Here is a 20,005-nt window from a genome sequence, read left to right on the forward strand (position 1 = left end):
ACGGAGCCAGCGACGGCTGTCGCCAGAGCTGTGGTTTTCTTCGCTCCTTGGCACTGAGACGACGTATCTCTCGGTTCTCCGTCCATTTGCTCACATTCGGCTAAGCGTGCGCAGTCTACGCACCTGTTCCAGTGCCCCTCAAGCAGACACCCCGTGTGCGATATGAATTGGATGATTAGTCGTAGGGACACCCCGTGTGCGATATGAATTGGATGATTAGTCGTAGGGACACCCCGTGTGCGATATGAAAATCATGTTAAGAATATGGAATGTGGTGTTGGCTACTGTTACAAGGAATCGTACTCAGTGGACAGAACGCATGGTCATTTTCCATCGAAGAAATCTTGTATTTGAGCGTTCACGACAGATTCAATCAGTTCCTCATCATGTGTAATACCTTCACGCCGAATATTAGCTTGCAGCGTCTCAGCGACCACTTCAGGATCGTCCACAAATGTGTATTCTTTGTGAACCCCACTGCCGTAGCCTCGGCCTCGTTTCTCTGAGTCGACGAAATTGTAGGTCTCCGCTTCATTCATGTATCGAAGGAAAGAGTCACGTGATTTCTCGTCAACATCCAAAAGATCCGTAATGTATTGATAGACCCGGTACGCGATAGTACTGGGAACGGCACTTAGATTCCGCTGGGAATGGATAGGAACAATAGCTGCCGCATAGAGTGATAGTTTCTTCTGTGTCGACAGCCCCTGCATCTGCGTCAAAGTACGGTCGCGTTCAGCCTCTTTCTGAGCGTCTCGGAGGTGTTCTTCACGAACAATCTCCCCACCCTGCCGATCCGTAATCTCACCTGCCTTTCGGAAGAGGTCAATTGCCTTGCGTGCGTCACCATGGTCCTGCGCAGCGAACGCAGAACTAAGAGAAATAATGCCATCTTCAAGGACATCATCATAATAAGCATCGCGACGACGCTCTAGGATTGCTTGAAGCTGGGTCGCATCATAGTCCGAATAGACTACATCTTGTGGGTTGAATGAACTTTCTGCACGGCCATCAAGGTCTTCCATGAACCGTGGATCATTTGTGAGAGCAGCGACCGAGACGTGTCCCTCAATTCGTCCCAGCTGAGAAGCACGCGAAAGCTGATAGAGTAGTTTCGAGTATGCGGGTTCATCATTCGGATCACGTTGACGGCCAACAAGAAGATCAACTTCATCAAGAATGATAATAACAGAATTAAAATTATTGCTTAGAATCTGGTAAAATCGGTTAAGTTTCTGATCAGTCGAGATACCACTCTGAGGAACGCCTATATCGACGCCAGCTTCGATTGCAGCGTTTTTAACGAGTCGATAGACAGCGCGGTCGTGCGATTTTATAGTTTGACAATTGATTTTTATTACGCCGAAGCGATCGCCTTGAGAATTCGCAAGTTCTAGCACCTGTTGACAGACAGCATTGATGATGAGTGATTTCCCAGTGCCTGACGGTCCATACAGGAGCATATTAGGGGGGCGATTGCCCTGAAGCGCTGGCCGAAGGTAGGTGATAATATCATCCAACTGTTTATCGCGGCCGACGATACGATCTTCATCAATGACGGCGTCGGGATCAAGTAGTCCTTTGTCCCGAAAAACAGAATTTTGGACTCCCTGTTGAAGACGGCCCTTGATCGATTGTGAGAGAGACTGTTGTTCGTTGCCGTCAGCCATATCATGCGAGTACAGCGCGTTCTATAAATAAATATGGGTACCACGTGCGAGGTTAAATTTGCCGTATTCCTCAAATAGAAGGCTCGTATGGAGGGTGAAAACAGATTTAGGCTAACCGTGGGCGAAATCAAAACTAAATGCAGACCCCCCGTGTGCGAGATGAATTGGATGACATGACATGACATGTAGATGTTTGATTGGGAGTAGCGAACTCAGACACCCACCGTGTACAAGATGGAACCAAATTAGACCTCATGAATGAATCCAAATTTGTATGACACCCACACCCCGTGTGCGAAGTGAAATCAGTGAGAGAGGGTAGAAGACCATCTCCTACAGAATGGGACGAAATAGCTTGAAACAACGGCTTGTACACTGAAGATTGCTCAGAGAAGAGAATTGAGATATTAGCTTTAGATCAGATGGTTTTATATAGGTGTCCTATGAACCGGACCCGTACTGGAGCTTGAGATGGACTGTAGTGGTAAATTATCAACAGTAGACTGTAGCTCTGCTATTTCCCTGCTTGTTCCATGTTTGTGGGGTTGTGTTCCTCTTAACGCCTCTCTAGCCACTTTTAGCATCTAACCACCCTCAAAGCCGGTTGTACCCAGAACAAAAATCATCTCGCACACGGGGTGTGGGGGTAAGATACTCTCAAACCCAATCACAGATTAGTTTCATCACATAACACTACCCTCCACATATAATACATATAGTGGTGTTAATACACGAATCGGTAGTTAGTGAACCCTCTCGGGAAACTGACTCAGATTTCTAGTAGTATAACAAGTATATTATTTTTGAATGGCACTATCGATGGTCATGTCGGTTGCCGCCGAACCTGTTCGGACTGAACGTTGGGCCGGAACCACCACTCGGGACGAGTTCTCTTGAAATAGGCCCCCGCTCCAGGTCAATAATCAACAGTTCGTCGACGGTCCGTAACTCCTGTTTAAGCGGCGTCGGATCGTTTTCAACAACGACTTTGGCATCATCAAGCGCCGCTCTTGGTTGCTCTTGTGTAAACTGGAGCAATAGCGTGCAAGCAATTAACAACTAGGGATTAGAGACAGTCGCTACTTCAAGAAAATGGGCTATACAGAGGCTGAATGACGTCTCTTTTCACAATTCCACTACACTACCGAACTGTACTTCTGCGGTTAAGCGGAGGTACTGTTTTGCAACAGTTCACGCCTCCCGCGGAGGTCACCACGGTTGTAGAGAATGGACAGTTTCAGCGTGTTCGGCGCAACGGCGCTCGGATGGCCTTCGTCCCAGTAGCGATCAAGTGTCTGAACGTCCTCACGCTCAAAACCGACAGACACCGGTGTCGTCAACTCCGATCGTGCTACTCATTCATCTTTAACCGCAGAAGTACAACGAAGAGCGGCGCTGTTTGTATGCGAGTCACTCGTCGTCTTCCTCTTCATTGTCGTGATACTTTTTATCGAACTCTTTGAGATCGGTGAACCGAATCTGATCGTTAACGTGGTAGATTTCGCCGCGATTGTAGAGGAGGTCGAGGACGTGGTCGATGTCGCCAGTGGTGAACTCCTCGTCGGTGTCCTCCAGCGCCGTGCGAGCGGCTTCAGGCGGGATTTCTCGGCGTCCGTCATCGGCCTCCGGCGCTGCATCACGGAGAATATCGTAGGCTTCAACGGCATAGGAGGGGAGACGACGCCGTTCCATACTCATTCGTATGTGTCGAGGACAGAAAAACTTCGGCAGACGTTCGCCAGACCTGTCCCTGTTCGGGTTGATATGGCTACCGAGCGAGTCGTACTTCAGAACTCCTCTAACAGGTCATCCAGCATCGGACGCAACTTGTACTTGGGATAGTGGTCGTCCCGCATTGTTTCGACGTACTCACGCCATTCATCGAGTTCGTCAGCCGCCTGGGCCGCCTGTCCTGCTCGTCTGAGCCAGCGAACAGCCGTCGCGTAGCTGTCGTGTTGACCGTTTTCGATGATCGGTTCACCCTGAGACTTGCAGGTGCTGATCGCCCACTGAGGGCGTTCCTCTATGACTGCCTCAACGACTGGTTCGATCACGCTGGTCTGGCTGGTGCTATCCGCGAGTTCGATGGCTTCGTCGTACTGTTCTTCATGAAGGAACACCTCCACAGACCGGGCAGCAGTATTGCCACGTGGGTTCTGCGTACGGAGGAATTCGAGAAGGTTGGACTGAATGCCCTCCCAGTCGTCGGCAGCGATCTCTTCGACCGCTTGGTAGGCGCTCAACGACGGACTCGCCTCGAACGCAGTGACGGCTGCCTTCAGCGCGAGTTCGCAGTCGCCAGCACTGGCTGCTCGATCGCGTAGCCACTCTGCAAGCGTGTCTTTCCGGAACCCCTCAAGTGTCAGGCCGTGTTGGGCCACCCGCAAGGCTGCCTGTGTCTGGTCGTGCGCACGAAGCGTTGTGGCCACTTCGAGCACTGCACCTGGTGTCGATAACCGCTCGATGGTGTAGTCGACGGCCTCTTCGGTGCGTCCTTCCTGTACCAGCATCTTTGCGTACGCTTGGGACTGCGCTGCCGCCTCAGCGAGGTTGAGATACTCCCCGATGCGATTCTCTCGTTCGAGGATAGTGAGGCGGGCCGTGACAATGTCTTCAGCATATCTGGATTCCTCATCTTCCCAGAACTCTCCCCCGTCAAGGTCACCCTCCATTGCCTGCTGGACTCGTGCATCGTCCCACCCTTGTGCCGCCGCGTCTGCCGCAGCCCGAAACGTGGATTCACCCATGAAGTGCTGGAACTGACCATCCCACTCGGTGAGGCGCTCCTCCCAATCATCCCGCTCACGCTCGGTCAACTCGGCCGTGAGAATCGCTTCGATGAAGGCCTCACTGAGATCACCGAGAACCTCGTACACGCGAGGAATATCGTGGGGAAGGAGGCCGGCCCACCTGTTGTCCGCGAGTTCATCGGTGATCGCTGCGAGAACGTCGAGCGCGGTTTCGCCGTCCCCGGCCTCGAGAGCCATCCGTGCCTGCTCGATCAACGCGTCGAGTTCCTCGGCCATGCGCTCTGCCTCAGCGTAGGCATCGTTGTGGCCTCTCTGTCCCGGTTTTGGTAGCGCGTGGTTTGTTTGGCGACGAATCGAGTCAAGACTCACCGACACAGATGCGGTGGTATCTGACTCGTCGTCAGCGGTGGTGAGACGGGTTTCGACCCAGTCAGCCACCTCTGGACGATTGTCAGCGAGCTCGACGAGCAGACTCTGCAGTGTCTCCCGGTTCGCGTCGGCAATCAGCTCCGAGATCGGCTGTCGGTTACTTACCCGCTCAGAATCACGGATGTACGTCAACAACACAGCAACGCGATGCTTGCAGATCCCGCCATGGTCGTACGGACAGGAACAGTCGGTCCGCGCGACGCCAGCATCGTCGAACTCGATGGTTACCGTGTAGGGCTGGTACTGGCTTCCCTCGACATCGGCCCGGACTGTCTCACCGCGCTGAACCACGTCGCTGACTGCTCCTCGCTCGTAGTATGACTGTCCGCGATCGTACGATGTGGATCTGGCCAGTTCCCGAACAGTCGCTTCTGTCACGGTGGGCCACTGCTCGCTACTCATGCTCTTGGGGGGCTGCTACGACAGGCCCGATATTATACTCTGTGTCGTTCCATGGCAGCAAATTCGATCGGCCTCAGTTGCTGTGTCGGCACCGAATACAGAATCTCTGAACTCATTCTCACCCTACTTTCGGACACGAACCCAATGCTCTCGGAGACAAGCCAATGATGAAATTCACCTGTGATCAGTCGGTGTAGTTGGTACCCGGCGCGAGGTCACTTGGTTGCTGGCCGGCAGGATACGAAACAGTTCGGGTATTGCAGTCTCCACACCTGTACCGGTTGGGATGGCGGGTCTCTTCGCAGTGTTGGGCGTAACCGAGGCTGAAACACCCGTCGGGACAGGCGTGGATGATTCGTGGCTCGGACCAGGGAATACTTTCGACGTTACAGGATCCTGGGTCGAATCTGGTCGGTGTGTCTCTCCCGTCGCAACTGACGAGTGTTGTGTCACACTCTGGGCAGGTGTACTGCCAGGGGTTCTTGATGCGTTTTGTCCGCCGCTGATAGGGCCACTCGGTGCATCCGTTCGGACACGCCAATAGATAGGGCGCTGTCTGTGACGTGTCTGGAGTCTCTCGGTCGTCGCTTGTTTCCCACGGGAGGGTTGCCACGTAGCAGGTACCAGGTTCGAGATCAAACGGACAATCACCAGCGTCGTAGCTCACGAGACGCGTTTCACACTCGTTGCAGGCGTACTTCCAGGGGTACTTGATCCGCTTGGTTCGCTGGAGATATCCGCGCTCGAAGCAGCCGTCCGGACACGCAAGAACGTAGTCCGCGTCCAGGAGGTCGTCGCTGGCTTCGTAGCGTGCGGTCGGGTTCGCTCCTGCCCGTCGAGCTGCTTCCTTCCACTCACTACCGTGTGGTTGTACGTCCTGCCCGAGCGTCGAGAGGACGTGCGCGTGTGCAACTTCGTGGCGAACCGTATCTCGCCACTGGGAGTCACAAGTATCGTCGAACAACCGGCGAGCGATGCGGATCTGGTACTGGTCTGTTCCGGATTCGCCGTCGGGCTGCCGAACAGGCCGACACTCGCCGAGTTTGCGCTGGAACGAGTCAGTCACGTCGATATGAAACGAGTCGGGAGACAGACTCTCGAAACCGGCTCTATCGAGCGTGGTCGTAATTTCCTCGGCCACGAGACGACTGTACTCGACCATCTGCCCCACTATCGGCCGGAAGCAAGTATCAACGTCACGGTTGTTCGATCGTCTCTCAGTCGGCGGAGTTAGCACCGTATTCGCCGGCCGCTCGTTGGAGATCGAACGCGAAGTTGTCGTCGAAGTGCCGAAGACGGTCTGGAGGGATTGTATCTCCAAGGAGTGTCAGCAATCGGTCGATCTGGTCGTCCGTGAAGGTGACCCCGTACTTCAGTTCAGTGTATGGCTCCCAGTACTCCGGGAAATCCGGGAAGTCCTGTTCGAGTGGTGATTCCAGAATATACAGGTACTCGATGTCCTCGACGACGTCTGGCGATCGAAGCAGGCGTTCGAGGAGTGTAATTCCAGCGTCCGGATCGGCGAAGGTCACGTGTTCGAGGATATCGAGTGTGGACCAGTCGTCTTCGATTTCGGCGCGTTCGACAGTCCGGTCGAGAACAGCAACGTCAGGATGGCCGACTCCCCAGCCGTAAACACCAGCTGATCCCACCGCCCAGTCACCGTCCTCGTCGATCGTGATCGCTGCAAGGTACTCGAGTGCCCACGCCGGAATCTCCTCGACCCCCTGGTTGATCCGGATTCGAATCATACACCGGGCGACGACGTTGGCAAGCACCGACGAACAATGGTGATCACCGACACCTGGTGGATACGCGTCGATACACTCTTTGAGGAAGGCCCAGTCGATCTCCTCGTTCGTTGCAGCAGTATCCACGAGATCGATCACCTGTGGGAGATACTGCTTCATGATTTCCCGGAAGCGACTTCCTCCACTGCGTTCGAGTGTCGCTTCGATTGACCTATCCCACGCAGGGAGCAGGGGGTACACGTCGTGTTGCGTGCCGGGCGTCGTCTCTTCGAGCGCGGTTGTTAGCGGTGCGATGTCGCGTGGCATTGTCGATCAGCATCTCCTCGTCGAAGATGGTCCGATAAACGTTCGCCAGCGTATACGATCGATTTCGATGTCACGCCAGACATTGGTGTCGGACTCGCCCTCCCGTGGCGGGTTCAGTGGCAGCCACATCCTGCATGTGTCGATTGTCATGGATCGTGCTTCCACGTCTGGGATTGTAGGCGTTCCTTCCAAGGCTGACTCGCGTCAGTCCATGCCTGCTCGCCGCCGGAATGCTTGTTCGAGGACGGCGAGCATTTCCTCCAGATGGTCCTCGGGCACGTCATCAAACGTGGCTCGATACTTCTGTTCGGTGAGGGAAAGTTGGTCGTCAAGCACTTCCTCGGGATCTTCGGCGTCTCTGGCGCGACCAAGTGCCTGATCCCATATGTCTTTGTTCGGCAGCTGCTCGAATTCCGCGTCGACGAGTAACCCAGCATCGAAATCGAACTCTCGCATGTGTTCGGCAACGTCCCACTCGTCGGTGGTGAGATCGTAGGTGTACCGCTTGCGGATATGCCACCGCGCGGGCGTCGGCATCCCCCTGCCGGTCGCCGATGTCGAAGGGAACGGTCCCGATGGATGGCGCTCGACACGGAAGCTGAACGACTCGTCGTCGATGGCCCACCAACTACCCCGGGACTTGACCTTCTCGATCGTCAACCTCTCGGGAAGCGCGATATCGTTCCGTTCGAGGAACCGGATGACGGCGTCACGATCGGCGAGGTCCGGCAGATCCGACTCGTCGTGATCGGGATCGAACTCTGCCATGTCGGTACTTTGTATGAATGGACAAGACGGTACCGACGAACTCACAACCGTCCGTCCCGAAGCAAATGGAGGAAGATGACCATCTATCGGTTCCGCGTGAAGTCCGAATACGATCCGACCTCACTGTGGCGTGACATCGCTGTCGGGGGAGACCGGACGCTCGACGAGCTCCAGACGGTGCTGAACCACGCGGTGGGGCTCAACCAGGACCACCTCTGGTTTTTCGGGACCGACCAGGACTACTGGGATAGTGATGTTCAGTACAAGGGCCCAGAGGAGATCGAACAGTCAGCCGGTGGGCTGATGCGAGGCGGTGAGGAGTACAACGCTTCCGAGACGACGATCGGACAGATGGCTCGACAACTGGATCTGGACGAATGCGACCGGATCTGTTACCTGTTCGACTACGGCGACGAGTGGCGCTTTTACGCCATTCTCAAGGAGATCGATGAGACCGAATCTAGCGACAAAGCGCCCGAAGTTGTGAACGAGAACGGCGATCCTGTCGAGCAGTATGGCCTGCCAGATGAAGGATGGTGATCAGGTATGACCGTAGACAGAGACGAAGAACGGGACGAACGCATCAGGATGGAAGTGATCGTCGATGCCTACACCTCGGAGGAACAGGCACTTGGCTGGTACTACTACCTCGAAGACAAGGTGGGGTTTCCGTTCCAAGCACAATGTATCCAGGAGCGAACAGTTTCCCCACTGGAGGTGGGCGAAGAGGTACGCGTAGAAGGGATGGCGGACGAAGGGGATTGCATGAGCGAGATGTTCGTGCGTATCGAGTGGATGGACCGGGAATTTGGTGTGCCACTGTCACAGTTGGAGTTGGCCGATATGGACAGTGACACGCAGGAGGCTGTCGCAGACTGGCACTACTGGAATGGGCGCGGCAATCGATTGTGCTAACGGAAGTGTCGGTGGGTCCCGATGCTGCTTTCGTCGGCTACTCAGAGACGATTTTCCGGACACGGGCCTCGATTGCTTCGTCCCATTCGAAGCTATAGGCGAACTCTTCCCACCAGGACCCTGTTGGTCCCGCTGGCCACGCGGTCGGCCGTGAGAGGTCGTCAAAGAAGTCGGTCGAAAGTTCACTGAGATGTCCGTCAGCAGCGAGTTCAGCTACGGTTTCCGCTGCCGCGTGCTGGTCGGCATGGAACGTCTGCCGAAGAATCGCGCTTGCCCACGCCGTGCGATCATCCGTGACGGCGCTGTGGAGGGCATCGACGACCGATACGTCGGAGTGACCGATCGCCCAGCCGACGGTAGTCGATTCGTACCAGGCTTTCGTGTTTGGCGTGGCGTCGGCACACGCGAGCAGGTATTCAATCGCTGGAGTCGGGATGTCGGCGACAGTGCGTGTGAGTCGGCTTCGAATCACGTAGTGGGCGACAGCATTCCCCACGGCTGCGGCGGCCAGCGACACGTCACCGTCTTCTTGTGGGTCGTACGCGTCGATCAGGTCGGCAAGGAATGACCAGCCTTCCGTGAGCGCGACTGTATCGAGACCGGTGGCGGCGCGATCGTAGTAGTACTCTTCGAAGCGGGTGGCTGGGTCAGGATCGACGTCGTCGTCCCGGGCGGCCTGCTCGTAGCGTGCGATCAGCCGGTATGCGGCTCCGGGATCGCCGCGCATTGCCTCGCGGTACAGTTCATCTAGCTGCTGGCGAGCCTCGACTGGTGTGTCACCGTTCTCGTATCGGAAGTCGGGCTGTGTGGCTTCTCGGGGGGCGGGGAGCCGTTCGATGAGGCCGAATCGGTCGGATGCCATCTCGATCTCGTCGTCGAACTCGCGGTTCATCGCGGTGCCACCGGATGGAGTAGCTTCGAGCTGGCCGTCCGAGACGATGCGATCGCCATAGGGGAGCAAGACGCCCGAGACGAGTTGTGGTGGATCGACGCCCATTCGCTTGAACGACTCGTTGAGTGCGTTAACAGCAAAGAGCCGATGAGGCGATGTCATCTGCAAGAACTCAGCGTAGTCGGGCGTGAACCGACGAACGAGAAATCGGCCCTGTTCAAGCGCGCGCCAACTCGCAACCAGCTTCCGGTCTGCTCGGTTGAGGTCGGCTGGGTTCTCCCAGACAAACCCGTGGATGAGTTCCGGGGAGTCGCACAGCGCGTCACGAAGAGTGAGTACTTGTTGGGGGGAACTGTTGCGGACATCGGCTCCGTCGGTGACTCCATCGACCACGTCGAGTCGCTGGTTGGTGTACGCGAGCAACTCCGCGTGGCACTCGAACACCCGTTCAGCGTCGGCCTTCCGGATGTTAGTCATGCGTACGGGCTCTGATGCAGGCTGGTTCAAATCGCTTTCGCGCTATCAATGTGTCCTATTGACGACACCCTGATCGGGATTGTTGTGACTGTGTACCGGTAGCCGCCGACCCCGTATCGGTGGCATACCGAAATGACTCACAACAATCCATATGAATCTACTGCAGCGGAAAGCATTTGTACTGCTATCGCGTTAGAGATAACCAAGACTGCATCATGTCGATGACTGAATTGATGGATCCGACTGCTGCGAAGATCGTCTTAGCAGCGAAGCGTGGCGACTCTATCAATCGGGTTGCGGAGAAAATCGGCGTCTCATACTCCTGGGTATACGATTGGATCGAGCGATTACAAGAAGCAAAAATCATCGCTATTACTGATAACGGTATTCGAATCGTTGACCACCAGATGCGCCAGCAGTACGCCGAGATGGTGGCCGCCTTGTACGGCCGGGACAGTATCTCACAGGAGGATGCGTACGTAATCCCTCACTTCGCTGGGATGGAGTTCGCATACACGGAGATCGACGCCGCCTACGTCTGGACACACGGTGGGTATCAGGTCGCACGTAACCACGATGACTATCCCGTCTTTATCAACGTACATGATCAGGATGTCGTCCGTTGGATGGCATTCTTCGCCCAATTTGGTATCGATACCGCGATTGATGAGCGCCCCGCTGCCAGTGATATCGAGGGGACCGTCTACTATATCTTGTACCCAATCACGGGCAGTATCGACAGCGAGTGGGTTGACGGCAGCCCGGTCATCCCGTTGGAGGACGCAGTTGAGCAGATGATGGAAACCCGTGCTGCCTACGAACCGGCTTTGGCGATCATCGACGACGAGTACGACATGGATATCGATGCACACCATCACGATCAGATGATTGCAGATGGAGGGCCTGTCGGGGATGAGAATGGGTCTCAGTGAGCGCCGATCAGCACTCGTCGCCACCCATCGTGAGATTCAGGATGTAGGTCTCCCGTACGTCCTCGTCGGCGGGTGGGCGGTATCGGCGTTCCAAGCACGGTTCACGACCGATGTCGACATGGTGGTTCCCCAAACGTCGCTTGAGAACTACGATGCACTCCTCACGGAACGCAGCTACACAAAGGCCTTCGATGAAGACGTATCAAACATATACGAAGGACGTATCGTCCGATACGAAAAGCCTGTCGGCGAGAACACTGTCGAGTTCGATGCACTCGTTGACGCGTTGCGCTGCCGGCAGACGGATGCTGAGTGGTCGTACCGCTACCTCGAAGAACACAGTACCGTCGAATCACTCGACATTGCTGAGGATTTGTCGGCACAAATACCCGAGCCGGCGCTTCTTTTCGCTCTCAAACTCCACAGCGGTCGGTTGGCAGATGCCCGTGATCTTGTCGTGATCGGGGCGACTGCAGATTTCGACCGGATCGCGACGCACCTCCAGAGAGGGGATCAAGCCGCATTGGCTACGCAGATCGAGAACGTCTTGGACCGACTCGACAGTGATGGGTTCGAGGACTCGTTCAAAGGTGTCTTCCAGCAGGAAGGATTGCCAACTGAGGACATCGAGACACTGACTGGGTTTCTGACCACGCAGTTGGAGGAACTCTGAATGGAGAAACAATTACGTTCCTCGGGTGTGGTAGGTGCTACTATGCCGCAAGACAGTTGTCAGATCGATTCGGATCCAGAGTCGGAGATCATGACACTGGGGACGCTCCCGAAACCCGGCACCCGTTGCAGCGATGAGTGATTCTCCAGCGCAGTCCTCACTGTGTCTGAGTTGTGGCTTCGAAGCGATGCCGGATAACAGTGAGTGGAACTCCGTGGAAGCGCCTCCGCTTGGCGTCCTCACCCAATGTCCGGAGTGCGAAAGCACGAACATCACAAACCGGCAGTAAGTGCGCTCCGCAGAGTGCGTGGACTATTCGATGACACGCTCTCCAGTATCCTTGCCGACAGTCGTTCAGACATCGCACTACCTCATGGGTGCGTCTGCAACTCGGCGTTCGCCCCGCCGTCGCCAGCGACCGCGGTCGCACTACCTCATGGATGCGTCTGCAACACGAGTCGTTGCGCCGCCGCGAGCATGATGTAATCGTAGCAAGATCTTAGAGGTGTATCTGTAACTGCTCCGGCAAACCAAGGGTAATTCACTCCCACGATCAGTGCAAGACCTCTAGGGTTCATCTTGAATCAGCTGACCACACAAGCCCGTCGCAAATCGTCATCTCGTTGCAAAACCGCAAGGGTCCGTCTGAAACTTTCCGTGGTCCGTGCTTCTCGACGTAGCTACCCAGCTTGCAAGACCTCATAAGTACATCTGAAATACTTAGTGGAAATACGTGGGAGCATACCCGAGCATGTTCCAAGACCACAATGGGTTCGTCTTGAACAAGTCCCTCATAACGCGATACGGCTGATCAGCAATATATTGCAAAACCTCACTGGTGCGTCTGTAACCGTCGAACTCTAGTGTCCCAGTTGTCGCGGTGAAGTTTCAAGACCCAGTGGTGCATCTGTAACTAGCGAGTGCGGCCCCTGTCGTCCCAAGTACGACATTCCAAGACCTCAGGGGTTCATCTGGAACCAGCCACACGGCCAGTACACGCTCCACCAACAGTGATTTCAAAATCCTCGATGTTTCGTCTGAAACCACCAAGCGGGCGGGTGTCTCGGATCCAGCGATCTGATTTTCAAGCCTTCGAGCACGTCTGGAATCTGATTTGATGGGAACGTCATTCGGAACGATCGGGTCGTTGCAAAACCTCGCGGTGCATCTGGAACATGCGACGATACGGGACAGAGCCGTCGTGAGGTGCTATTTCAAGACCTCGTAGTGCGTCTGGAACGTGGATAGCGTGGAACCCGATTCCATACGGTGAGTTGTTTCAAGACTTTCAAGTACGTCTGGAATGGAAGTCAGTTCTCTTGCCACCAGCCTATAGCTTGGGGTTCCCTCCAGTGCCTGCTGCATTCCAAATCCGTCGCAAATTCATCGAGTCGAGAAAGAGGGCTACGAGAACACGATCGGATCCCCGTCGACGATCGCATACGGCGTCTCTCGGAGCTCGATCGGGCCACCGTTTCTGTCGTATGTGAGCGTCTGCGACCCATCCGCTTTCCGTCCACCCTCACCGTGTGTGGTCATGAACGCTGGCGAGCGTTCGGTCACGTACCTGGCGTCCGTTGCGGGAATCAAGTCCACCTCCTCTCCGGGGACTGCTGTCCGGACGGTAGCACGGCCTGTATGCGTGCTCACATCGAACCGGCCAATGAACTCGAACGTTGCCAGGTATTCACTGAGTCCGAGTGACAGTGTATATACTGATTTCCCGGCTGCGAACATCTCCTCCATCCGGTCCATCACTGTCTCATCGTCGAGCCCGACGTAGACCCGGTAGATGGGATCACAGAGGACCTCGAAGACGGTTTGCTGGCGGTGTCCGGTGATGTGTTTTCCTGGTCGGCCGCTCGTCGGTGAGGTGTTCGGTCCATCAGTCGTGAGTACATTGATCCCGACCGAAAGCCGCCGGAGTGAGGATTCTAGCGACACGGCCACGCTGCTGGTTTCACGGCTGAACAGCTCGTAGTACGAATCGCGCTCCATCCCGAGCATCCCTGCGAGCATTCCGGCAACCGTCGTCCGTGGAGGGATCCCGAACGTCTGTGCGGGTGAGGTCGTCGAGGGTTTGCGGAAATGGGCAAACTCGCCGCTGATCTCGAGGACAATACACTCTTCGGGGATGGCGTCTACCGTGCCCACACCGCTAGTAACCTGCTCCATTTCGTCCTCTGTGTCGTCAGATACTACCGAGGTCATGGAGGCAAGATCTGATCCATTGTTTCGTCACTCGACAGTGAACTCGACACGTTCGGTATCGAGCGCGTCGTGGGTCGCTTGTTCGAGATCGAACGCATCACCATCTTTGATGTCGCCGACGCGCACGCGGAGCCGGCGGCTCGCGCGTACGTGTGCGGTGTCGATATCGTCGGCGTGGGTCTCGAGAAGGTTGATGAACTCGGTGGCATCGACCAGCCCGTCGGTGATATCGCGCATCGCTCGTTCGTCCATTCCATCAGGTTCGAATGCAAACGAGCGATGAAGGTCGCCGATATGGTAGTCGTCGGTATCGTACTCGATGCGAACGAGGAGACGTGGCTCGTGGCCTTGTTTCGACGCAGAGTTTGTTTCGTTGCGGGTGCCGTGCCAGAGGCCGTCTTCGAGGAGTGCGACGTCTCGGGTGTCGAGGCCAGTTTCGGCGGCGTTGTGTTCGTTGATGACGCCATGAAATCGCATCAACGCGTAGTCGATCCGGTAGTCGGTGAACATGTTCCCCCCTTCGGAGCGATCACCCTCGTCGCTACTGGCGGCCACCACGGAGGTCTTGCCATGACTCGATTCATTGACTGGGTGCATCGACCGGCCGAAATTGAACTGGACGGGTCCCGTGTACGAGCGGTCGATCGGGGAGTCAAACGTCATGGTCTCGCCGAATAGGCGAACGTCGGTGGCGACCGCGAGGAACGCTTCTTCCTCGGTCATGTTCGGGCCGTCTTCGGCCATGAGCGGCTCCATCTCCTCCATCAACACCGCATAGCGATCGTCCTTGTCGTCGCGGCCTTCGTCACCGGAGGCTTTGATGAGAATCGTCTCGCCGTGCCGGTCGAGATAATCACGGATAACGCGCTTGAGCCGGACATCAGTAACGAGTGCTTCACCGGTGAAGTCGTCGACTCGCGGGCGGTTTTCTTCGGTCAACGGATTCCCGTTCGGGTTGGTATCGACCGCGTCGTAGAGAAACACGATCTCGCTGCGATTCTCGATGCTGTCAGTCCTCTCTGCGTCAGCAGTGGATTCTTGGTAGCTCATTGTTCTGCTCCGGTGGCTGGGTGACCTGGTTCACTATCTTCGTTCATTTCAGACCGCTCGTCTTCTATGGCAGGACCCGAGACAGGTTCCTCGTCCTCGGTTTCTGGAATGGTTTGGTCATCGCGATTTTCCTGGGCTCGCTGGCTGATGTTCGGGCCGACGTTCACGCCGAGGACGTAGTGATACCGAATTTCCTCGGCGGTGGCTTGCCAGCCGTTGGAATCGTTCTCCCCGGCGAGGACGGCTTCGTGGAACAGGCTTTCGGCGTCGGCCCATGGGACGCCGTAGCGGCCGGCCTGCTGGTTGTAGATTTTCGCTTTCTCCCAGATGTCGGTCTGCCACCGGGTGAGGATTTCAGCGGTCAGCTGATCGACGTTGCGTGATTGAACGAACGTCCGGCTGAGACCGCGGTAGGCTTGCCAGTTCGAGAGTTGAGCGGCTGCTGCGCCGAGGACGAACGCGGCAGTTCGTCCCGGTGAGTTCTCGATACTTGGATGGGCGGCGACAAACGTTCGGATGCCGTCGCCGAAGCTAGTGTACGAACTGTCGAGTGAGGTCATGGTCATGGCTGCCTCGTCAGTATCATTGTTCCCAGTCTGCGTGTCCCGTAGGATTCCCTGTTCTGACGCGAGACGTAAGAAGCCATACGTTGCCGCGAGGTGGAACCCGTCATACGGATAGTCAGTGTCCTCGTCGAGGCGGTCGCGGTAGCGCGCGTAGATTTCACGCATCAGCACTGCGATCACCTCACTGTAATTGACGGGTCCGTTCGTGAGCAAGCGCTCGGTGTACTCGACCCACGGGGTTTCGTCGCCGATGTACTGGTCACGGTGGTCGCTTCCTCGTGTCCCGGCGAGTAGCTGAAACACCCAGCTGCCGGAGAACAACTGCTGCTCGGTCGGTGGATCCGGCTTGGGGAGCAGCCCCTGCTCGAACACCGGGTCGTTCTCGTAGAGTTCTTCGAGAGCCGTTCGTAGGGCGACGACCTGACCGATACTCACGCCGTCGATCCACGCGACGCCATGTGTTTTGGTGGTTTCGCGGATGATATGGCTGAACGCGAGTCGGAGCACGTCGGGCTGGTCGGTCGTTTCGACCGCGTGTCGGTAGTTCTCCCACGCTGTCGAGAGGGGGCGCTGGCGTGCGGTATCGTTGTCCGTGTCGCCACCAGTGAGCTCGAAGCGTGCCTCACGAATCAATGCTTTCAGCTGGTCGGTCGCAGCCGGCATAGGAAGCGCGTATGGAATGACACGACACCGGATGCCCGGGACACCATAGTCTTGGGCTTCGAGAAACCGATCGGACGCGACCTCAATAGCGGTGATACACTCCATGCAGAGCGGGCGATTCCGCCAGGCTTCGGAACTGTTCACGTCAAGGAAGGGCCACTGCTGTTTCACCGCGTACTGCTCGCCCATCTTGGCTCCCAATCCAAAGCACTCGGTCTCTGTATCGCAGATACTACAGCGTGCGAACCCATAGCTGTCCTTCGCGGTGGATTTGGTGCGGACGTCCTCGGCCGCCCAGCGTTTCATGCCTTCGTTGTACGCGGTGAGTTCGCCGACGTAGCGCTCTTGGCCGTTCTCGGTGATCGAGAGGGTGAGTAACGCGCGATACTCGACGCGCTGGGCGATATTGTCGATGTCTTGCTTGACTTGCTCGTGTGTGGCCCCGATCGGTTCACAGAGAATACTCCGCACGCCGGCGATATCCGGATCGGAGAGTAACTCGTCGCCGAGGACGTCCTCATCGAACCACTCGAGGAGTGCGGAATAGCGCTCGTCGACGGGATTGTTCTGGGTGAGCCGTTTGGTGACACTGTTATCAGTCTTCCCCGACGAGGAGACGTAGCCGAACCTGGTGGCGGTTGCTTCCGGGTTGTTCTCTAGGTCGATCAGTTCTGTCCCGCGGTACTCCATCCGGTCGCCGATACGCTCGAAGCGCAGCACAACAACCGACTCGATGGCCTTGTTGGTCCCAGAGATCGGGCTGGCAGTGTAGTATGGTTGGTACTCGGTGGTGTACTCGTCGTCGATGATGGCTTCGCCGATGGTTCGGAGTGCGGCCTGCATCATGGTATCTCGTCACTTCCGTCGTTGACGTCCTCGCTCCGGTTCATAAAGCCGAAGCCAAGGGCGTTTAATTCACCGAGTCCGGCGTCGAGTGCGAGATTCAGCACCTTGCGATGATCGCCACTCTCGATTTCGTACTCGAAGGTCCACTCACCGCCGACAAACGTGACTGGCTCTGTGTCGAATCTAAGTGGCTTCACGACCTCACGATCGAACGAATACCCTGTGAAGTAGGGTGGGTCTGGTGGCTGTTCGTCGTAGGCGATGCGGTACTTCTGCTGGATGTTCCGGTTCAGTTGCTCGAAGAACAGGTCGGTGCCGTGTTCGGGTCGCCAGTAGGTTTTGTCATACTCGGTTTCGATACCGTGTTCGTCTGCTGTGTCCCTGTTGAATCGGGTGATGATGGGCGATCCAGTCGTGAGTGCGCCACGGTCACCAAGTGTGACGTCGATCGAAAACGCTCGCTCAACGTGGAACGGCATTTCGTGCAGGTTGAGCTCTGGGTTTTGACACAGACCGGTGGCGATCGTGGTCACGAGCGTATCATCGTCGCCTGCGATAATGAGGCGACGGGTGTCGCCCTCCTCACCATTTCGGGGTGGAATCGGCGGCGAATACGAGAAGAGTTTGATGTTATCGTTCTCATGGAGTCCGGCATACTCGGTTCCGTCGAGGCTGTTGTAGATGCGAGCCTGGAGGGAACGATTGTAGGTGTTGTCGTACTCGAAATCACGCCGAGCCGTCATCTCGACCATGGCCCTCATGTGAGTGGTGAAATGATGCCCAGAGCCGCCCGGTGGTGTCGTCTCGGCGGTTTCATCTTTGGTGAGTTATCCCAGTGTTGATTGCTCGAAGCGATCGGTCTATCGAACGACCACATCGATTTGTGGCGTTTCATTCGAGTGTTGTCTGCTTTGATTGACTCTCAGTACATTCCATGGAGGGATGCTGGTCTGGGTTCTGGCCACTCTACCTCCCCTTGTCTGAGAGGTGACTTAGTTCCGGGGGCAGTACTCCAGTCCGGACAGAGAGGGCGATTAGGGAAATTCCGCTGAGGTCACCGGAACGTGAAATTCGCCTTGACGTCCTCTCGGATTCCTGTATTACTCTACTGGTATTCAAATTGTGATTTACTCAGTCGTCTTGCAACGGGATGGGCTGCTACCGAGGAGTGATATCCTCTTGCGCTGAAACTCGCACTTGGAGCGCGTCGGCGGTGCTGGCAGGCACTGTACTCCGGGTGGCGACCGGAGACACCACCTCGACCGAGTTGGCGACACCCTGCCACCGAAATGTATCGTCCCGATGCGCTCGTCATGATAGTCCGTCATCTCTAGATTCGTCCACGTCCTCTATCAGACAGTACGAGTACTCTCGGGCCTCTGACTCCATATTGAACCGCATTGTCCGAGCTCTGCTTTTCAGTCGCTGGGGCTCGCTGACGGCCGATACGACCGACTGATCAGCTTTCACCTGCCCGATCTCCACGACGCGGGTATCCTCGAAGAGTTGGTTGATGACAGAGGTGCTTGCCTCCACCAAGTCGGTGTAGACCGTCTCCTTGTCACTGGTCATGGGTCTTCGATGTACTGTGCGTATATTCTTGCATATCTCTTATCGTCGGGGAGTAGATGTAACGGTGTCTCCATTCTCATCCCGGGTCTCAATCTCCCACGAGCCACAGTCTCGACAGACGGTTTCTCCTCGGATCACCCGTCGAACGGTTTTGCACATTTGCCTGCGCCCCCCGATGAGTCCACAGTTGGCGCAATAGAAGCGATAGCGAAGGTCGTCTTCATCGATGGCCGAATCAGTTCGCCACTCGGGTACCTCGTCAAGGGAGCCGCGCGGCCCCTCAACACGGAGTTCTCCGTCGCACTCCCCGCAGACCTGTGTCCCACGGATAGCGCGGCGGACGGCCACACTCCAGCGATGGCGTCCTCCAATGAAACCGCAGCCCTGCGTGCAGTAGAACTGATACTTGTAGTCCTCGGGCTGGGTCTCGTAGTGCGTACTACACCGTCCCGAGAGGGCTAACGGATCGACCCACTGGTTGAATGACCCACCGTGTCCTGGATCAACGCCGTCGGTCTGGTGCTGATAGCAGTGGACGAGTTCGTGTCGGATCGTTTGCTGCATCGCCGTAAAGCCCGCTCGTTCGTAGGTCTGCTCGGAGAGTCGAATCGTGCAGTGACCGTCTCCGTCGGAGGGGCACACGCCGTGCTGTCGTTTCATACGGGTGCTGGTTTCGAAGGTTACACAGTCGAGGTCGACAAGGGAGGGCGTCAAGGGCCACTCATCTCCGTCGATGACGGCGTTTGCGTACTGTCGCGCGCGCTCCGAGAGCTCGTGCGAATCACTGAGCTCGCCAGCCACTGCCATACGCCGCCTGAGGCGGTCAGGAAGCAAAGTAGCCTCGGTTGTATGCGTCTACCGGTCTGACAGCAACCGGACCAGCGGAGGAGTCTATGACGACCATTCTGCATCGAACAGGGTCTGCTGGCGCTACAGCCAGCGCTGCACAATACTAATAGTAACTGCGCGTATCGTCGCCGTGTATGGGGAGCGCCACCGACACCGACACCGCCCCCGATCTCGTCGCACAGGACGACGGTGATCCGGGCGATAGCGTGGTGATGTCTGCGAACAACGCCTCATCCAGTCATGACTTACGATACCACAATGTCGGATGCTTGCGTATCAACCA

General features: G+C 56.4%; 17 protein-coding genes. 4 read left to right on the forward strand and 13 right to left on the reverse strand.

Annotation, left to right across the window (positions count from 1 at the left end; translation table 11 throughout):
• Positions 1–323 precede the first annotated feature (323 nt).
• The 6 genes from C450_RS05970 to C450_RS05995 all read right to left on the reverse strand — a co-directional run bounded on the left by C450_RS05970 (position 324) and on the right by C450_RS05995 (position 8,076).
• Entirely contained in the window at positions 324–1,670 is a 1,347-nt protein-coding gene (locus C450_RS05970) for an orc1/cdc6 family replication initiation protein (RefSeq protein ID WP_049909895.1), read from the reverse strand.
• Between the two features lie 1,410 nt (positions 1,671–3,080).
• On the reverse strand, positions 3,081–3,362 hold the full coding sequence (locus tag C450_RS05975; protein ID WP_005041337.1) for a hypothetical protein: 282 nt from the start codon (positions 3,360–3,362) through the stop codon (positions 3,081–3,083).
• Between the two features lie 95 nt (positions 3,363–3,457).
• Positions 3,458–5,251, reverse strand: a complete 1,794-nt coding sequence (locus tag C450_RS05980) for an SWIM zinc finger family protein (protein ID WP_005041340.1) — start codon at positions 5,249–5,251, stop codon at positions 3,458–3,460.
• Between the two features lie 184 nt (positions 5,252–5,435).
• Positions 5,436–6,413: a SprT-like domain-containing protein gene (locus C450_RS05985; RefSeq protein WP_005041342.1), complete on the reverse strand. Its 978-nt coding sequence runs from the start codon at positions 6,411–6,413 to the stop codon at positions 5,436–5,438.
• 55 nt (positions 6,414–6,468) lie between these two features.
• Complete coding sequence (locus C450_RS05990) at positions 6,469–7,308, reverse strand: hypothetical protein (protein ID WP_005041344.1); 840 nt, start codon at positions 7,306–7,308, stop codon at positions 6,469–6,471.
• A 204-nt stretch (positions 7,309–7,512) separates the two neighbouring features.
• Positions 7,513–8,076 (reverse strand): hypothetical protein, encoded by a 564-nt coding sequence (locus C450_RS05995; protein ID WP_005041346.1) that lies wholly within the window; start codon positions 8,074–8,076, stop codon positions 7,513–7,515.
• Positions 8,077–8,151: 75 nt separating this feature from the next.
• On the opposite strand from C450_RS05995, the gene C450_RS06000 reads away from it, so the two are divergent.
• Positions 8,152–8,616 (forward strand): IS1096 element passenger TnpR family protein, encoded by a 465-nt coding sequence (locus C450_RS06000; protein ID WP_005041349.1) that lies wholly within the window; start codon positions 8,152–8,154, stop codon positions 8,614–8,616.
• A 6-nt stretch (positions 8,617–8,622) separates the two neighbouring features.
• On the forward strand, positions 8,623–8,991 hold the full coding sequence (locus tag C450_RS06005) for a calcium-binding protein (protein WP_005041351.1): 369 nt from the start codon (positions 8,623–8,625) through the stop codon (positions 8,989–8,991).
• A 37-nt stretch (positions 8,992–9,028) separates the two neighbouring features.
• Here C450_RS06005 and C450_RS06010 read toward each other — a convergent pair whose 3' ends face one another.
• Positions 9,029–10,360, reverse strand: a complete 1,332-nt coding sequence (locus tag C450_RS06010; protein WP_005041353.1) for a hypothetical protein — start codon at positions 10,358–10,360, stop codon at positions 9,029–9,031.
• Between the two features lie 233 nt (positions 10,361–10,593).
• On the opposite strand from C450_RS06010, the gene C450_RS06015 reads away from it, so the two are divergent.
• Both C450_RS06015 and C450_RS06020 read left to right on the forward strand, forming a co-directional pair.
• Positions 10,594–11,292 carry a helix-turn-helix domain-containing protein gene (locus C450_RS06015; protein WP_005041354.1) on the forward strand — a complete coding sequence of 233 codons (699 nt, stop codon included), beginning with the start codon at positions 10,594–10,596 and terminating at the stop codon, positions 11,290–11,292.
• Entirely contained in the window at positions 11,279–11,965 is a 687-nt protein-coding gene (locus C450_RS06020) for a hypothetical protein (RefSeq protein WP_005041356.1), read from the forward strand. Before C450_RS06015 ends, C450_RS06020 begins: the two co-directional genes overlap by 14 nt.
• A 1,404-nt stretch (positions 11,966–13,369) precedes the next feature.
• Here the strand turns inward: C450_RS06020 and cas5b are convergent.
• The 6 genes from cas5b to C450_RS06050 all read right to left on the reverse strand — a co-directional run bounded on the left by cas5b (position 13,370) and on the right by C450_RS06050 (position 19,680).
• On the reverse strand, positions 13,370–14,140 hold the full coding sequence (gene cas5b / locus C450_RS06025; RefSeq protein WP_206536834.1) for a type I-B CRISPR-associated protein Cas5b: 771 nt from the start codon (positions 14,138–14,140) through the stop codon (positions 13,370–13,372).
• A gap of 63 nt (positions 14,141–14,203) precedes the next feature.
• Entirely contained in the window at positions 14,204–15,226 is a 1,023-nt protein-coding gene (gene cas7b / locus C450_RS06030) for a type I-B CRISPR-associated protein Cas7/Csh2 (protein WP_005041360.1), read from the reverse strand.
• A complete protein-coding gene (locus tag C450_RS06035) occupies positions 15,223–17,298 on the reverse strand; it encodes a CRISPR-associated protein (protein WP_005041362.1) in 2,076 nt (691 codons plus the stop codon). Before C450_RS06035 ends, cas7b begins: the two co-directional genes overlap by 4 nt.
• A complete protein-coding gene (gene cas6, locus C450_RS06040) occupies positions 17,298–18,044 on the reverse strand; it encodes a CRISPR-associated endoribonuclease Cas6 (RefSeq protein WP_206536835.1) in 747 nt (248 codons plus the stop codon). Before cas6 ends, C450_RS06035 begins: the two co-directional genes overlap by 1 nt.
• 568 nt (positions 18,045–18,612) lie before the next feature.
• Complete coding sequence (locus C450_RS06045) at positions 18,613–18,873, reverse strand: hypothetical protein (protein WP_005041367.1); 261 nt, start codon at positions 18,871–18,873, stop codon at positions 18,613–18,615.
• A gap of 39 nt (positions 18,874–18,912) precedes the next feature.
• Positions 18,913–19,680 (reverse strand): SprT-like domain-containing protein, encoded by a 768-nt coding sequence (locus C450_RS06050; RefSeq protein ID WP_005041369.1) that lies wholly within the window; start codon positions 19,678–19,680, stop codon positions 18,913–18,915.
• Positions 19,681–20,005 lie beyond the last annotated feature (325 nt).

The sequence above is a fragment of the Halococcus salifodinae DSM 8989 genome, from assembly GCF_000336935.1.
GTDB classification, from domain to species: domain Archaea; phylum Halobacteriota; class Halobacteria; order Halobacteriales; family Halococcaceae; genus Halococcus; species Halococcus salifodinae.

Bases quoted from the DNA above. Each gene is read 5' to 3' on its own strand.
- cas7b (WP_005041360.1), bottom strand. From the start codon at position 15,226: ATGAGCTACCAAGAATCCACTGCTGACGCAGAGAGGACTGACAGCATC.
- C450_RS06005 (WP_005041351.1), top strand. From the start codon at position 8,623: ATGACCGTAGACAGAGACGAAGAACGGGACGAACGCATCAGGATGGAA.
- C450_RS05970 (WP_049909895.1), bottom strand. From the start codon at position 1,670: ATGGCTGACGGCAACGAACAACAGTCTCTCTCACAATCGATCAAGGGC.
- C450_RS05995 (WP_005041346.1), bottom strand. From the start codon at position 8,076: ATGGCAGAGTTCGATCCCGATCACGACGAGTCGGATCTGCCGGACCTC.
- C450_RS06010 (WP_005041353.1), bottom strand. From the start codon at position 10,360: ATGACTAACATCCGGAAGGCCGACGCTGAACGGGTGTTCGAGTGCCAC.
- C450_RS06050 (WP_005041369.1), bottom strand. From the start codon at position 19,680: ATGGCAGTGGCTGGCGAGCTCAGTGATTCGCACGAGCTCTCGGAGCGC.
- C450_RS06000 (WP_005041349.1), top strand. From the start codon at position 8,152: ATGACCATCTATCGGTTCCGCGTGAAGTCCGAATACGATCCGACCTCA.
- C450_RS05990 (WP_005041344.1), bottom strand. From the start codon at position 7,308: ATGCCACGCGACATCGCACCGCTAACAACCGCGCTCGAAGAGACGACG.
- C450_RS06045 (WP_005041367.1), bottom strand. From the start codon at position 18,873: ATGACCAGTGACAAGGAGACGGTCTACACCGACTTGGTGGAGGCAAGC.
- C450_RS05985 (WP_005041342.1), bottom strand. From the start codon at position 6,413: ATGGTCGAGTACAGTCGTCTCGTGGCCGAGGAAATTACGACCACGCTC.
- C450_RS06020 (WP_005041356.1), top strand. From the start codon at position 11,279: ATGGGTCTCAGTGAGCGCCGATCAGCACTCGTCGCCACCCATCGTGAG.
- cas5b (WP_206536834.1), bottom strand. From the start codon at position 14,140: ATGGAGCAGGTTACTAGCGGTGTGGGCACGGTAGACGCCATCCCCGAA.
- C450_RS06015 (WP_005041354.1), top strand. From the start codon at position 10,594: ATGGATCCGACTGCTGCGAAGATCGTCTTAGCAGCGAAGCGTGGCGAC.
- C450_RS05980 (WP_005041340.1), bottom strand. From the start codon at position 5,251: ATGAGTAGCGAGCAGTGGCCCACCGTGACAGAAGCGACTGTTCGGGAA.
- cas6 (WP_206536835.1), bottom strand. From the start codon at position 18,044: ATGACGGCTCGGCGTGATTTCGAGTACGACAACACCTACAATCGTTCC.
- C450_RS05975 (WP_005041337.1), bottom strand. From the start codon at position 3,362: ATGGAACGGCGTCGTCTCCCCTCCTATGCCGTTGAAGCCTACGATATT.
- C450_RS06035 (WP_005041362.1), bottom strand. From the start codon at position 17,298: ATGCAGGCCGCACTCCGAACCATCGGCGAAGCCATCATCGACGACGAG.